Raw genomic sequence first — 13,435 nt, 5'->3', positions numbered from 1 at the left:
AAATGATTATTGATGATATTGTAGAAAGAACTTTGGAAAGAGTAGCAGAAAACAAAAAACGTAATTCCATTGAAAAATTAGCTAAATTGGCTTTTGATAAGCCAATTAATAAAGATTATCCTTTTGAACGAGCTTTAAGAAGAGCTGGAATTTCTTATATTATGGAGATTAAACGGGCTTCACCGTCAAAAGGAGTGATTGCTCCAAATTTTGATTATAAAAGTATTGCAAAGGAATATGAAGATATTGGTGCAGCTGCAATTTCAGTAGTTACAGAGCCCGACTTTTTTAAAGGTGATGATGACTTTTTAGCTGAAATTGCTAAAATAGTCAAAATACCAGTACTTAGAAAAGATTTTGTTGTAGATGAATATATGATTTATGAAGCTAAACTATTAGGTGCAGATGCCGTATTACTAATTTGCAGTATTCTTGATGAAATAACGCTAATGCGCTGTTTGAATTTAGCAGAGCGTTTAGGGATGAGTGCTTTGGTTGAAGCCCATAGTTCAATGCAGGTAAAGAAGGCATTGCGTGTTGGTGCTAAGATCATTGGTGTTAATAACCGTGATTTGAGAAATTTTGAAGTTGATCTAAATAACAGTATTGAATTACGTTCGATGGTACCAGAAAATATTATTTTTGTTTCTGAAAGTGGGATTAAGACATATGATGATATAAAAACGTTAGAAGAAAATAATGTTGATGCTGTATTAGTTGGAGAAACTTTAATGCGATCTCATGATAAACGTAAGACTTTTGAAATCTTACAAGGATTACGTAAACCGGATAATGCAAATTAAAATTTGTGGCTTATTTCAAGTAGAAGATATAGATTATGTAAATGAGGCAAAACCTGATTATGTTGGATTTGTCTTTGCTAAAAGTAAAAGGCAAGTAGATATTCATCAAGCAGAAAAATTAAAAAATAAACTTGATTCAAATATAAAGGCTGTTGGGGTATTTGTTGACGAACAAATTAGTGAAATTACTGCTATTGTTAAAATGGGGATCATTGATCTTATTCAACTTCACGGTCATGAGGATAATGCTTATATTAAGCAGTTAAAACAGTCAGTGCAGATGCCGATTATTAAAGCCATCAAGGTGATTGAAAAGGATGATCTTAATAACCTGGATTATGAATGCGATTATTATTTACTGGATAGTAAAATAAGCGGTAGCGGTAAGTCATTTGACTGGTCACTAATCAAAGATTTAGATAAACCATTTTTTCTAGCGGGAGGAATTGATTTAGATAATTTAGATGAGGCAATGAGTAAAGCTGATTATGGAATAGATGTTAGTAGTGGGGTAGAAACTAACGGAATCAAAGATCGTAATAAAATTATAGAAATAGTAAGGAGAACAAAAAATGGAAACAGGTAGATATGGAATACATGGGGGTCAATATATTCCAGAAACATTAATGAATGAAATCCATAATGTTGAAAAAGCATATGAATTTTATAAAAATGATCCTGAGTTTAATCGAGAGTTAGAAAAATTATTGAAAGAATACGCAGGGCGCCCATCGTTGTTATATTATGCTAAAAAAATGACAGAAGATTTAGGTGGTGCGAAAGTATATTTAAAACGTGAAGATTTAAATCATACGGGATCTCATAAAATCAATAATGTTTTAGGTCAAGTTTTGATGGCAAAAAAGATGGGGAAAACTCGTGTTATTGCTGAAACTGGGGCTGGTCAGCATGGAGTTGCAACAGCTACGGCTGCCGCTTTACTAGGTTTAGAGTGCGAAATTTTTATGGGCAAAGAAGATACTGATCGTCAGGCTCTAAATGTGTATCGAATGGAGTTGTTGGGTGCAACAGTTCATAGTGTAACAAGTGGAACAATGACATTAAAAGATGCTGTTAATGAAACGATGCGTGAGTGGACAAAAAGAGTTGATGATACTTTATATGTATTAGGCTCAGTTATGGGACCGCACCCATTTCCGATGATTGTTCGAGATTTTCAAAGTATTATTTCTAAGGAAGCACGTGAACAAATCTTAGAAGATGAAGGAAAGTTACCAACAGCTGTTATGGCTTGTGTTGGTGGTGGAAGTAATGCAATGGGGATGTTCTATAATTTTATTAATGATCAGGAAGTTCAGTTGATTGGCTGTGAGGCTGCTGGTAAAGGAGTTGATACTGCTTTAACTGCAGCTACGATCAATACTGGATCATTAGGGGTTTTCCATGGAATGAAATCATATTTTTGTCAAGATGAATATGGACAGATTGCTCCTGTTTATTCAATTTCAGCAGGTCTAGATTATCCTGGAATAGGGCCTGAACATGCTAATCTACATGATATTGGTCGAGCTCAGTATGTACCAGTTAGTGATGATGAAGCAGTGGCTGCTTTTGAATACTTAGCTCGTACAGAGGGGATTATTTGTGCAATTGAGAGTGCTCATGCTGTAGCACATGCTCGTAAAATTGTACCATCAATGGATAAAGAAGATATTGTTATTATTTGTTTATCCGGCCGTGGTGATAAAGATGTAGCTGCAATTGCTAGATATCAGGGGGTGGATATTAATGAGTAGAATTAGTGAAGCCTTTAATAATAAAAAAGCTTTTATTGGATTTTTAACTGCTGGAGATCCTTATCAAAAAATGACAGTTGAATATATCTTAGAAATGGAAAAAGCAGGAGCATCATTGATTGAAATTGGAATTCCTTTTAGTGATCCAATTGCTGAAGGACCGGTGATTCAGGAAGCTAATATACGAGCATTATCGAAAGGAATGACAACCGATCAGGTTTTTGAAATTGTAGCTGAGGTTCGTAAACATTCGAATATTCCGCTTTGTTTGATGACTTATTTAAATCCAGTTTTCCACTATGGATATGATGAATTTTTTAAAAAATGTCAAGAAACCGGAGTTGATGGGATCATCATTCCTGATTGCCCGTATGAAGAAAGTAAGGAAGTTAGTGATATTTGTTATAAATATGATGTTGATTTAATCTCTATGATTGCTCCAACATCAAAAGAGCGAACACTTGAAATAGCAGCCCAGGCAAAAGGTTTTATTTATTTAGTTTCTTCAATGGGAGTTACAGGTATGCGAAGCAATATTGTTACAGATATTGAAGGAATTGTTGAATCAATTAAAACGGTTACTGATACACCAGTAGCGGTAGGATTCGGCATTAATAGTCCAGCACAAGTGAAGCATTTTGGAAATATTGCTGATGGTGTAATTGTTGGCAGTGCAATTGTTAATTTAATTAAAGAACATGGTGATCGTGCGCATCAACCATTATTTAATTACATCCAGACACTGATTAAGGAATTATAAAAGGATAATTAGAAGGGATTAAATTATTGAAATTTTAATTAGTTTAGACTGTTAATAATAGTTCGTTTAAAAAAATGAATTTGATTTATAGTATAAAATAAAACTAAAAAACAGCAATCTATCGGATTGCTGTTAAATTTAGTTTAAATTAACTTAAAAAAGTATTATTTTGATAAGGGTTTATTTGAATGATTGTCTTTAATAGTCAAATGATCTAATAAGGTGTCTAACGAACCGGTTAATAAATAGCCCCCGCCTAAAATAATAATCATTAAAATTAATAGTCCAACTGTTTCCATACTACCACCTCTATAGATAAAATACCAAAAATAGTATAAAAATGACGTAAGATATTCACTAATAAGATTAAGATTGTATAAAGATAATTTCTATCTTTATACAATCTTAATACTATTGAGGAAATCTTTATTTTATATTTATGAATAGTTTAGTATAGTGAACTTATAAGATAAAGTATAGGTAAAGGGAGCGATGTCCTATCAAAGAAAAACTAACTGAGAAATTATTGCATGGTCTTACGCCAATGAAGATTATTTTCTATGGTTTTTGTATTATTATTTTAATGGGGACGATTCTCTTGAGTCTCCCAATCTCGTTGAAAGAAAACCAGGAAGTTTCAATAATGACTTCTTTTTTTACTGCCACTTCAGCAACTTGTGTGACAGGCTTGATTCGGGTAGATACATATAGTCATTGGAGCTGGTTTGGCCAGTTTATAATTATTTTATTGATTCAAATTGGTGGTATTGGTTTTATGACTTTTTGTATTTATGCTTTAACATTAGCTAAAAAGAAGATAGGAATTATTAGTCGTTCAATCATGCAGAATTCAATTTCTTCTCCACATGTTGGGGGAATTGTAAAAATGACAAAATTTATTATCTTGGCGACTTTTTTTATTGAAGCGTTAGGGGCTTTTTTTCTTTCATTTATTTTTTGTCCAAAATTAGGATTGGTTAAAGGTTTGTGGTTCTCAATTTTTCATAGTATTTCAGCGTTTTGTAATGCAGGATTTGATTTAATGGGTAATTTTGAACCATATAGTTCGCTAGTTTCTTTTCAAGATAATTGGTATCTGAATATGATTATTATGCTCTTAATCATTATTGGGGGTCTAGGTTTTTTGGTTTGGAAAGATATTATTGATAATCGTGGACATTTTTCTAAAATGCGATTACATACTAAAATAGTTATTACAACCACAATAATTTTAATATTCGGAGGAGCACTATTTATTTATTTTTGTGAGCAGGGGAATGCAACTATTTTAAGTTCGTTATTTCAATCTGTAACTGCTCGTACAGCAGGATTTAATACAGTTGATTTATCGAAGATTAGAGAAACAACACAATTAATCATAATTATATTAATGTTTGTAGGTGGTTCTTCAGGTTCAACTGCTGGGGGAATCAAAACAACAACTATTGCAGTAATGCTAGTTAACATTATAAGTATGTTTAAACAAAAGAAAGGTGTTGAAGTTTTTAAACGGCGAATTAGTGATGAAATAGTAAAAATGGCAAGTTGTGTTTTAATGGCATATTTAGTGTTGACTTTGATTGTTTCATTGATTATATGTCAGCTTGAAAATATTTCTTATATAACGGTATTATTTGAATGTGTTTCAGCTATAGCAACTGTTGGATTGACGATTGAAATAACTTCACAACTTGGCGTTATTTCACAGTGTCTATTGGCCTTATTAATGCTCTTTGGACGAGTTGGTTCAATTACGTTCCTGCTTGCTTTTGCTTCGAATAGGGTGACGCCATTAGCAAAAGCACCAGCTGAAAAAATTCAAATAGGATGATGGAGGAACTATGAAATCTGTATTAGTAATCGGCTTAGGACGTTTTGGACGTCATTTGTCAAGAAAATTTATTGAAGAAGGAAATGCTGTTTTAGCAATTGAAAAAGATGAAACAAGAGCTGATTGGGCGGTTAATATTGTTAATGAAATTCAAATCGGTGATGCGACTAATGAAGATTTTATTAAATCTTTAGGAGTTAATAATTTTGATATTTGTGTAGTTGCAGTTGGCGATAATTTTCAAACGGCTTTAGAAATCACTGTACTATTAAAAGATTTTGGGGCTGAATATATAATTGCCAGAGCGAGTCGTGATGTTCACCGTAAATTATTACTTCGCAATGGAGCTGATCATGTTGTTTATGCAGAACGGGAAATTGCTGAAAAAATAGCAATTAAATATGGAGCAAAAAATGTTTTTGATTATTTAGAATTAACACCTGATATTGCGATTTATGAAATTAAGATTCCAGAGAGCTGGTTGAATAAAACAATTATCGAAAAGGCAGTTAGGACGAGATACCATGTTAGTATCTTAGCTACTAAAAAGAATGGGAGAATTTTTCCTTTGCCACCAACAAATCATGTATTTGCCGCTGATGAAACATTGATTGTTATGGGCACTGCAAAATCAATTAAAGAAATTACGCGTTAGCAAAATTGTGTTATAATATAAGCCGAGTGAGGTTATATTATGATTAATCAACAAGAACATATTCTACTATGTCTTTCTTCATCTACTTCTAATCCTGATGTGATTAAAATGGCTGCTGCTGTAGCACATGAAAATAAAGCAATTTTTACTGCTTTATATGTTGAAACACCAGATAATTCAAAAATTAGTAAGGATGATCGCGAAAGACTCCAATATAATACTAATTTGGCTAGAAAGTTAGGTGCTAATATCGAAACAGCTTTTGGTTTAGATATTGCTTATCAAATTAATGAATTTTGCAAAAATGCTAAAGTAACTAAAGTGTTTTTTGGACATAGTCAAAAGGACAGGAAACATTTATTTAGTTCAAGGCTAGATAAGAAATTATTAAATTTACTAAAAGATTTGGATATTAATATTGTCTATCATCAAAATACGGGGAAAGATAAATCAAAGCAAAGAGATTTTAATTTTGTTGTTAAGGGTAAAGATTTAGCTATTTCAATATTTATTCTGTTGATAGCAACCCTGATAGGGATATTATTCCATCATTTAGGTTTTAGTGAAGCAAATACAATTACAGTTTATATTTTAAGTGTTTTAATTACTGCTATAACTACATCTAACCGTATTTATAGTCTTGTATCATCGATTTTAAGTGTTTTAATTTTTAACTTTATGTTTACTAATCCACGTTTTACTTTAGCAGCCTATGGTTCTGGTTATCCTGTAACCTTTGCAATTATGCTGATAGCCGCTTTTATTACGAGTACTTTAGCAATAAGGATAAAACAGCAGGCAAAACAGTCTGCTCAACATGCATATCGTACAAAAGTTCTATTAGAGACAAATCGTCTTTTGCAAAAAGAAAAAAGTATTGCAGGAATTAAAGAAACGGCAGCTAAACAAATTGTTAAATTATTAAATAAATCAGTGATGATTTATCAAATTACTGAAAATGATACGATTTTACATGAAGTCTTTCATCATAATAATATGACTGTTCATGATTGTGATGAGATTGAAACTAATGTTCACTGGGTCTACCAGAATAATAAAACATATCAAGCTAAGAATTACTATTTACCGCTTGCTAGTACTAATGATATTTATGGTGTAGTAGTAATAATTTTAGAAGATGTTATTCTTGATGCTTTTGAAAATAATTTAGTACTATCAATCGTTGGTGAATGTGCTTTAGCTCTAGAAAAAGAGTTTTTTAACCAAAAGAAAGAAGAAGCTGCAATTGAAGCTAAAAATGAGCGGTTGCGTGCAAATTTATTACGTTCAATTTCGCATGATTTACGAACACCATTAACTAGTATTTCTGGTAATGCAAGTGTACTGATAAATAATAGCGGCAGCTTAGATGAAAATAAAAAAATGCAGTTATACGAAGTAATCTACGATGATTCATTATGGTTGATTAATCTGGTTGAAAATCTTCTTTCAGTTACAAGAATTGAAGATGGTAAAATGAATCTGCATTTAGAAACAGAACTTATTGAGGAAGTTATAAATGAGGCATTGAATCATATTAGTCATAAAAAGGATGAACACCGTATTGAGGTAAAGGCTAATGATGAATTTATTTTAGCAAAAATAGATGCTGGCTTAATAATTCAAGTAATTATAAATATTGTTGACAATGCAATTAAATATACACCAAAAGGTTCAATGATTAGTATTGAAACCTTTAAGCATAAAGATTTTGTAGAAATTCAAATTGCTGATGATGGAGCAGGAATCAGTGATAAGGACAAAGAAAAACTTTTTGAAATGTTTTATACTGTAAAGCATGAGGTTATTGACGGACGTCGCGGACTTGGTTTAGGGTTAGCTTTGTGTAAAGCTATTATTGTAGCGCATGGTGGTAATATTGCAGTTAAGGACAATATTCCTCACGGAACGATTTTTAGTTTTACATTGCCGATTAAGGAGGTTGAAATACATGAATAAGCCATTTGTATTAGTTGTAGAAGATGATAACGCAGTTAGAAATTTGATTGCTACAACTTTAGAAACTCATGATTATAAATATCATACTTCACAAACGGGAAAACAAGCAATTATTGAAACTGCTTCACAAAAACCGGATATAATGCTGTTGGATCTAGGGCTGCCTGATTTAGATGGGGTTGAAATTATAAAAAAAGTACGTACTTGGACAAATATGCCAATAATCGTTATTAGTGCTCGAAGTGAAGATCGTGATAAAATTGAGGCTCTTGATGCTGGGGCTGATGATTATTTGACCAAACCTTTTTCAGTTGAGGAACTTTTAGCAAGATTACGTGTTATTTTAAGACGGCTTAATTATAATCAAAGTCAAAATATAGAAAGTAGTGATTTTGTTAATGGTGATCTAAAAATTGATTACGCTGGCGGATGTGCATATTTAGATCAGCAAGAACTGCATTTAACACCGATTGAATATAAGTTGCTGTGCCTTCTCTCAAGAAATGTTGGCAAAGTATTAACACATACATATATTACTAAAGAAATTTGGGGGAGTACTTTAGAGAGTGATGTTGCCTCATTAAGAGTATTTATGGCTACGCTTCGTAAAAAAATAGAATTAGATCCTACGCATCCTAAATATATTCAGACCCATGTTGGAGTTGGATACCGAATGTTACGAATTGAATAATATGAGTGAAACAGTTTGTTTCACTTTTCTTTTTTGTTAATTGCGGTAAAATATAAATATAATAAGTATAGGGGGAAACTTAGGGTGTGGATTGGATTAGCTTGTCTATCAGCTTTATTTGCTGGGGTTACTGCAGTTCTTGCAAAAATTGGTTTGAAGAATGTTGATTCTTCTTTAGCAACAGCATTAAGGACAATAATTGTTTTAATTTTTTCATGGATAATGGTCTTATTTGCTGGAACCCAGGAACAATTAAAATATATTGATAGTAATACAGTATTGGTTTTATGTTTTTCTGGAATTGCAACTGGATTATCATGGTTATGTTATTTTAAGGCACTACAATTAGGAGATGTTAACAAAGTTACACCAATTGATAAAAGTAGTACAATTTTAACGATGCTGTTAGCATTTATTTTCTTTGACGAAAAAATTACTATGCTTAAAATAATTTCTATGATAATTATGTCTTTAGGAACTTATATGATGATTGAAAAAAAGCAGGTTGTAAATAAAGTGACAAATAACCATTGGCTATTATTTGCCTTGGCTTCAGCTTTATTTGCTTCTTTGACGGCTATAATTGCTAAGATTGCAATGCTTAATATTGATAGTAATCTGGGAACTTTTATTCGTACAGCGGTAGTATTGATTATGGCTTGGGGGATTGTTTTTTATCAGCGAAGTTATCATACAATTAAAGAAATTACAAAAAAGAATTGGCTTTTTTTATTTTCTTCTGGAATTACAACAGGTTTATCATGGATCTGTTATTATAAAGCGTTGCAATTAGGGGAGGCTAGTATTGTGGTTCCAATCGATAAACTGAGTATCATCGTCACAATTATCTTTTCGTATTTTGTTTTAAAAGAGTCTTTGTCAAAAAAGGCTGTGGCGGGATTGATTTTGATCGTTGCAGGAACAATGTTATTATTGATTTAAAGGGAGGAAATTATGAGAGAATATCATTTAATTGAACCTGTATATAATAAAAGTTCTAAAATATTAATTTTAGGTTCTTTTCCATCAGTAAAATCGCGGGAGGCCAACTTTTTTTATCATCATCCGCAGAATCGTTTTTGGAAAATTCTTGCAAATATTTATAATACTGAATTACCAGAGACTATTATTGAAAAGAAAGAATTTTTAATAAATCAACATATAGCTGTGTGGGATGTAATTGCTAGTTGTGAAATCAAAGGTTCGAGTGATAGTAGTATTACAAATGTTGAAGTCAATGATCTAAAGAAAATCATTGATCAAAGTCAAATTACGCATATTTATACAAATGGGAACTTAGCAGATAGATTGTATCATCGCTATTTCGATGAAATTATTGATCTTCCTGTTACTAAGTTACCATCAAGTTCACCAGCTAATGCGAGTTATTCTTTGACGAAATTAATTAGTTTTTGGAAAGAAATAAAATCGTTATAATATATTAATAGAAAGCAAAAAACTCAAAAAGAGTTTTTTAATTATGTTTCATTTTATATTTAAATAGTGAAACAGCTGCAATTAAGAGGAGTCCAGCGTAGCTTAAAACCCAGAATAAATTATTAGGCATTGCGTGATAATTCGCATTTAAGCCATCTCGTGCCATATCTACAGCATGGACAAAAGGAAAACAATACGCAATATCTTTAAACAAGCCTCCAATTAAATCTAAACTAAACCATGTCCCACTTAGCCACGCGGTAAGATTAGTTAATAAGGCACCACAGATTCCTCCGACTTGTCTATCATTAAAAATAGTGCCACAAAATAAGCCGATTGCAATAAAAATAATTGAAATGGGGATTGTACATAAGATGGCAATAATGACATCAGGTGTTATTTTTAAACCTAGACAAAATGCTGCTAGATAGCAAAGTAAAGTCTGTATCAAGGCCATTGGTATTAATGGTAAAGTATATCCCAAAATATAATCTTTAGCTGTCATAGGAGTAGTAAATAATCGTGCTAATAATGATGACATTCGATCACGAGAGATCAATGTAGCTGAAAATAATGATAAGAAGGACAAGCCAAATACTGCAATTCCTGGTGTTAATTGTTTTAGTGAAAAAGGGGTGGCTGGAATATTTTTTTGGATTGTTGTCAATAGTAACAAGATAACGATTGGAAAACCTAAACCAAAAATAATATTAATAGGGTCACGTAAAATTTCTTTTGTGGTTCTTTTAGCAAAGGCCCATGTTCTCATTTTCAGTCCCTCCTGTTGCAAGTTTTATAAAGGCATCTTCAAAGCTGGTTGTCTTGGCAAATTTAATTAGTTCATTTGTGGTTCCCAGGGCTTTGATTTTACCATCTTTCATAATACAAACATAATCTGATAAAGCTTCGGCTTCTTCGAGATAATGGGTAGTTAAAATGATAGTAATCTTACCTTTTAGTGCTTTTATTGTGCGCCATAATTGTTCTCTGGCTAAAATATCAAGTCCTAGTGTTGGCTCATCTAAAAATAAAATTTGTGGCTCACTAATTAGGGCCATAGCAATACTTAAGCGCCGTTGATAACCACCCGATAGTTTTTTACTTTTTTTAGCAGCAACATCTTTCAAATTAAAAGCGGTAATCATTTCGATGACTTTGTTATTGATTAAAGTTTTTTTAAAACCATGGATTTCCGCCATTAATTCCAAATTTTCTCTAACGGTTAAATTCGGTGCGATTGCAGTTTCTTGGGGTGAAACGGCGATAAGCTCTTTAACAAAGAGGCTTTCATTAACAATGCTATAGTTATTGATTCTAGCATCACCGCTTGTTGGTTGAATCAAACCCGATAACATTTTGAGTGTAGTAGTTTTACCGGCTCCATTTACTCCCAATAGAGCTAGTAATTTTCCTTGTTTGATTGATAGATTTAAATTATCAACAGCAAGTTTATCATTATATTTTTTTGTTAAATTTTTAATTTCAATCATTTCCATGATAATCAGTCCTTTTCATTTTTGGGTACTCCTAATTCACTAACAAAGTTAATAACATCACGCTGATGGACAATAGCTAGACCACGTTCTTCATCACCAAGGATCAAAATTTTATCACCAGCGGAAATTTTAAAGATTCGACGTGCTTCTTGAGGAATTACGATTTGTTCACGTTCACCAACAGTAACTGCTCCAAAAAAATGTTTTCCTTTGGGAGGAATTACGATTCCAGCATCATCTTCATCATGATTGATTAAATTATCAATTGTTACATTGTATATTTTTGCCAATGCCATACAGCTGTCAATATCAGGCAATGATTCACCGCTTTCCCATTTTGCTACAGATTGACGTGATACACCAACTTGCTGTGCAATTTCTTCTTGAGTATATTGATAATGTTTTCTAAGCCAAACGAGATTCGTACTAAGCATATTTTTCATACCTCCTATATTTAGGATTATACGTTAAAATCAATTATTGTCTATCAATCAAAGTTGCCTTGAATGTTAAAAATAGTTGCATAATAAAACGGTATGACTGTCCATACCGTTTTACATTTATTCACTTAAATCTTCACCATTTGTGGCAATGACTTTCTTATACCAGTCAAAAGATTTTTTCTTACATCTTGAAAAATCTCCTTCATGATTATTATTGTAATTCACATAGATAAATCCATAGCGTTTATCATATTCACCAGTAGAAGCAGAGACAATGTCGATCGGTGACCACATTGTATAACCTAATAATTCTACTCCATCATAGTCAACTGCATCCCTCATAGCTTCGATATGTGCTGCTAAATAGTCGATACGATACTGATCATCGATTGTTCCGTCTGCTTCTACTTTGTCATAAGCACCAAAACCATTTTCAACAATCATCATTGGTAACTCAAAACGGTCATGGAACCAGTTTAGGCACCAGCGTAATCCTAGTGGATCGATTTGCCAACCCCAGTCTGAAGCTTTTAGATGAGTATTTCGAACAAAGTCCTCACTGAAATAATCATATGTTTTTTCATTACGTCCTTGATATTTTGAAGCAAAACTCATGTAATATGAGAATCCAATATAGTCCACTTTACCTTGAGATAAAATCTTTTTATCTTCTTCAGTAATAAAGTCATAACCTTTTCTTTCGAATTTTTTCAATATATGATTTGGGTAGTGACCACGGGCATGGACTTCAACATACCAGTATTTTTGATGCATTGCTCCTAAAGCGTTCATTACATCAGTTGGATTAGGTGATGCAGGGTAAACAGCATTCATCCCAATCATACATCCAACTTGTAAATCAGGATTGATCTCATGAGCGGCTTTAACAGCTAAAGCAGAAGCGACTAATTCATGGTGAGCAGATAAATACATTAAATATTCTGCATCATCATCTTTTTTTAAAAGTACAGCTCCTTCTTGGATTAAGTTGTGCTGAGAAACATCAGCTTGATTATTGATTTCATTAAAAGTCATCCAGTATTTAACTTTATGCTGGTATCTTTCAAAGCATACTTTGGCAAATTTAACGAACATTTCGATTGCTTCACGATTTCTAAAACCACCATACTCTTTTGCAAGCGTCCAAGGCATTTCGAAGTGCGATAATGTTATAATTGGCTCAATTCCATATTTATGACATTCATCAAATAAATCATCATAAAATTGTAAACCCTCTTCGTTAGGTGTTTCTTCATCACCCCGAGGAAAAATTCGTGTCCAGGCAATAGAAGTTCTAAATGCTTTGAATCCCATTTCAGCGAATAAAGCAATATCTTCCTTATAGCGATGGTAGAAATCCACCCCAACATGATTTGGATAATCTTCTCCTTCGATAACGCCATCAGTTAAGCGTCTTGGCGCACCAGTTACATTATTCCCTGCTGTTTCGACATCAGAGCAACTAATTCCTTTTCCACCTTCTTGCCAAGCTCCTTCAGCTTGATGTGCTGCAATTGCACCACCCCATAAAAAATCTTTATTAAATGTCATCTATATCGACCTCCTTATTTATAAATATATTATACTACGAAATCAATAAAGA

15 protein-coding genes are annotated in these 13,435 nt (G+C 32.6%); 10 read left to right on the top strand and 5 right to left on the bottom strand.

Annotated features, from left to right (window positions below; genetic code table 11):
* The first annotated feature begins 2 nt into the window (after positions 1–2).
* Genes trpC through trpA form a run of 4 tightly spaced genes read left to right on the top strand, consistent with a single transcriptional unit; the run spans position 3 to position 3,320 of the window.
* Positions 3–803 carry an indole-3-glycerol phosphate synthase TrpC gene (trpC, locus tag KTF99_RS00975; RefSeq protein WP_003536518.1) on the top strand — a complete coding sequence of 267 codons (801 nt, stop codon included), beginning with the start codon at positions 3–5 and terminating at the stop codon, positions 801–803.
* A complete protein-coding gene (locus KTF99_RS00970; protein ID WP_003536520.1) occupies positions 793–1,389 on the top strand; it encodes a phosphoribosylanthranilate isomerase in 597 nt (198 codons plus the stop codon). Before trpC ends, KTF99_RS00970 begins: the two co-directional genes overlap by 11 nt.
* Complete coding sequence (gene trpB / locus KTF99_RS00965) at positions 1,376–2,560, top strand: tryptophan synthase subunit beta (RefSeq protein ID WP_029480472.1); 1,185 nt, start codon at positions 1,376–1,378, stop codon at positions 2,558–2,560. Before KTF99_RS00970 ends, trpB begins: the two co-directional genes overlap by 14 nt.
* Positions 2,553–3,320, top strand: a complete 768-nt coding sequence (trpA, locus tag KTF99_RS00960) for a tryptophan synthase subunit alpha (protein WP_003536523.1) — start codon at positions 2,553–2,555, stop codon at positions 3,318–3,320. Before trpB ends, trpA begins: the two co-directional genes overlap by 8 nt.
* 164 nt (positions 3,321–3,484) lie before the next feature.
* Here trpA and KTF99_RS17340 read toward each other — a convergent pair whose 3' ends face one another.
* Positions 3,485–3,619: a hypothetical protein gene (locus KTF99_RS17340; protein ID WP_003536526.1), complete on the bottom strand. Its 135-nt coding sequence runs from the start codon at positions 3,617–3,619 to the stop codon at positions 3,485–3,487.
* Positions 3,620–3,864: 245 nt separating this feature from the next.
* Between KTF99_RS17340 and KTF99_RS00955 the strand changes: the two genes are divergently transcribed.
* The 6 genes from KTF99_RS00955 (at position 3,865) to KTF99_RS00930 (ending at position 9,893) form a co-directional block, all read left to right on the top strand.
* A complete protein-coding gene (locus KTF99_RS00955; RefSeq protein ID WP_254210075.1) occupies positions 3,865–5,151 on the top strand; it encodes a TrkH family potassium uptake protein in 1,287 nt (428 codons plus the stop codon).
* 10 nt (positions 5,152–5,161) lie between these two features.
* A complete protein-coding gene (locus KTF99_RS00950) occupies positions 5,162–5,806 on the top strand; it encodes a potassium channel family protein (protein WP_003536530.1) in 645 nt (214 codons plus the stop codon).
* Between the two features lie 39 nt (positions 5,807–5,845).
* The gene (locus tag KTF99_RS00945; protein ID WP_003536532.1) at positions 5,846–7,765 is read left to right on the top strand and encodes a DUF4118 domain-containing protein; all 1,920 of its coding nucleotides are present in this window, start codon (positions 5,846–5,848) and stop codon (positions 7,763–7,765) included.
* The gene (locus KTF99_RS00940) at positions 7,758–8,456 is read left to right on the top strand and encodes a response regulator (RefSeq protein WP_003536534.1); all 699 of its coding nucleotides are present in this window, start codon (positions 7,758–7,760) and stop codon (positions 8,454–8,456) included. The genes KTF99_RS00945 and KTF99_RS00940 overlap by 8 nt, the downstream gene beginning before the upstream one ends.
* A gap of 84 nt (positions 8,457–8,540) precedes the next feature.
* The gene (locus KTF99_RS00935) at positions 8,541–9,398 is read left to right on the top strand and encodes an EamA family transporter (protein WP_008791411.1); all 858 of its coding nucleotides are present in this window, start codon (positions 8,541–8,543) and stop codon (positions 9,396–9,398) included.
* Positions 9,399–9,410: 12 nt separating this feature from the next.
* Positions 9,411–9,893 (top strand): DNA-deoxyinosine glycosylase, encoded by a 483-nt coding sequence (locus KTF99_RS00930; RefSeq protein WP_003536537.1) that lies wholly within the window; start codon positions 9,411–9,413, stop codon positions 9,891–9,893.
* 37 nt (positions 9,894–9,930) lie between these two features.
* Here KTF99_RS00930 and KTF99_RS00925 read toward each other — a convergent pair whose 3' ends face one another.
* From KTF99_RS00925 to KTF99_RS00910, 4 genes are all read right to left on the bottom strand, one after another.
* Positions 9,931–10,662 (bottom strand): ABC transporter permease, encoded by a 732-nt coding sequence (locus tag KTF99_RS00925; protein ID WP_009008947.1) that lies wholly within the window; start codon positions 10,660–10,662, stop codon positions 9,931–9,933.
* Entirely contained in the window at positions 10,640–11,389 is a 750-nt protein-coding gene (locus tag KTF99_RS00920; protein WP_003536539.1) for an ABC transporter ATP-binding protein, read from the bottom strand. The genes KTF99_RS00925 and KTF99_RS00920 overlap by 23 nt, the downstream gene beginning before the upstream one ends.
* A gap of 5 nt (positions 11,390–11,394) precedes the next feature.
* Complete coding sequence (locus KTF99_RS00915; protein ID WP_217215405.1) at positions 11,395–11,823, bottom strand: helix-turn-helix transcriptional regulator; 429 nt, start codon at positions 11,821–11,823, stop codon at positions 11,395–11,397.
* A 126-nt stretch (positions 11,824–11,949) separates the two neighbouring features.
* On the bottom strand, positions 11,950–13,383 hold the full coding sequence (locus KTF99_RS00910) for a 6-phospho-beta-glucosidase (protein WP_008791414.1): 1,434 nt from the start codon (positions 13,381–13,383) through the stop codon (positions 11,950–11,952).
* Between the last annotated feature and the right edge of the window lie 52 nt (positions 13,384–13,435).

This window comes from Erysipelatoclostridium sp. MSK.7.34, from assembly GCF_019041935.1.
GTDB lineage: Bacteria > Bacillota_I > Bacilli_A > Erysipelotrichales > Coprobacillaceae > Thomasclavelia > Thomasclavelia ramosa.
The sequence above is the reverse complement of the archived record's forward strand: the minus strand, read 5'-3'. Positions and strand labels throughout refer to the sequence as shown.